Origin of the sequence: Candidatus Darwinibacter acetoxidans, assembly GCF_041936445.1 — a bacterium.
Lineage (GTDB): Bacteria > Bacillota > Limnochordia > Darwinibacteriales > Darwinibacteriaceae > DTU010.
On the sequence record NZ_JBHGXH010000161.1, the window covers coordinates 1 to 1,274 of the forward strand.

Sequence of the window (1,274 nt, forward strand, 5' to 3'; positions counted from 1 at the left end):
CTTAAGCCGAACTGGTCGGAGATATAATTCCAGCCGTGCAGCTTACAGTCAACGGCGGCCGCCAGGTTTTCCAGGCGAATCGCGTCTGCCCTATTGTCCCAACAGTCTACTTCAAGGAAGAATTCTTCCGGCAGCTCCCTCTGTGTTGAAGAAGGCAACCTGTAGCATACATAAGGGAACCGGACCGCCTTACCGGTGGCCGGGTCCTTCTCCGGCGCCATGTCAAGGTAAACCCGCTTATGCGCCTCTTTTATCCGGTTAAAGATTGCCTCTGACAACTCCACGATCGCAGAATTAGTCGTCATGTGAATATACCTCCTGAAGTAGCTGCTCCATACGGTCCAGGTTCTCTTCGATTGCCGGTAACAGGTGCGGTTGTGCTTTGGCCCTGGAGGTCCCCAGCTCAACCCAGGGTGCGTAATTCAAAGGTGATCCCCAGGTAACAGCGTCCGGCTCGATTTCGTAATCATAACTGTCCCGCAGCGCCCCGGTGAGAACCGGCGTCCGGACCGTGATTTCAGACAGGCCGAACTGCGCCAGCGCCTCCAGCGCCTTATCCCGGCGTTCACCCAACTCCGCTTTTACTTCGCGAACATAACTCTTATATTCCGCCATTCTCTTCGCCAGCCTCTTCTTCCGGTTCAGGTTCGGCGTCCTGATCGTGCTCGGAATAAAGCAGGTCACAGGTCAAGAACTCGCCGGCGCTCATAGTGTCGACAATTCCCACTACCCGGTAGATATTGCCGGCGCTATCGACAATCCGGTCTTTCGGTATAATGTCCAGGACTGGACAGTAAAGGCGGTGTGTGGCAACGATTGTCTGCCGGTCAGCGGATAGCTGTTTATCCCCCGTCAGCGGCCGCAGCCGCCCGGTAAATTCTAGCTTGTCATTCCAGGCGCTCCCCGTCCCCCCGATCTCGTTTACGGTGGTCTCCAGGCGCTCCCGCTTGAAGGTCTGCGCAAAGTAAAGCTCAACCGGCATACGTCCTGCCCCCTTAACAGTCAATCAAGTGTTCACTTTAAACAAACTTCACGAACCGGCGGATCCCGCCCACAATCTCCCTGGGATATCCCTGAATTGTATCCTTGAATGTGACGGAATGATCGCCCAGGCTCTGCCCGGCAATCCCGGTCCGCTTGTCCGTGTTCAGGTGGAACTGAATCATTTTCGCCGCGGTCAGCGCCGCGCCTTCCGGATAAACAGTTTTACCTTCTTCGTCTGTTTCGAAAGGCTTATTCCTGATCCGCAGGTAATGTTCTTCGACAGGTTCGAT

3 protein-coding genes and 1 pseudogene are annotated in these 1,274 nt (G+C 55.1%); all 4 read right to left on the reverse strand.

All coding sequences use genetic code 11. The annotated features are described in order from the left end of the window. Window positions 1-305: pseudogene (locus tag ACE4YL_RS06220) on the reverse strand (hypothetical protein); the annotation flags it as partial. Next, a complete protein-coding gene (locus tag ACE4YL_RS06225) occupies window positions 295-615 on the reverse strand; it encodes an HK97 gp10 family phage protein (RefSeq protein ID WP_461369375.1) in 321 nt (106 codons plus the stop codon). The pseudogene ACE4YL_RS06220 and the gene ACE4YL_RS06225, both read right to left, overlap by 11 nt. Further along, window positions 602-982, reverse strand: a complete 381-nt coding sequence (locus tag ACE4YL_RS06230) for a phage head completion protein (RefSeq protein ID WP_461369376.1) — start codon at window positions 980-982, stop codon at window positions 602-604. Before ACE4YL_RS06230 ends, ACE4YL_RS06225 begins: the two co-directional genes overlap by 14 nt. A gap of 37 nt (window positions 983-1,019) precedes the next feature. After that, window positions 1,020-1,274 (reverse strand): head-tail connector protein (locus tag ACE4YL_RS06235; protein ID WP_461369377.1); only part of this gene is annotated, 255 nt, incomplete at its 5' end.

What these genes read in the sequence shown, in the direction of transcription:
- ACE4YL_RS06225 (WP_461369375.1), bottom strand. Translation starts at nt 615, where the DNA reads ATGGCGGAATATAAGAGTTATGTTCGCGAAGTAAAAGCGGAGTTGGGT.
- ACE4YL_RS06230 (WP_461369376.1), bottom strand. Translation starts at nt 982, where the DNA reads ATGCCGGTTGAGCTTTACTTTGCGCAGACCTTCAAGCGGGAGCGCCTG.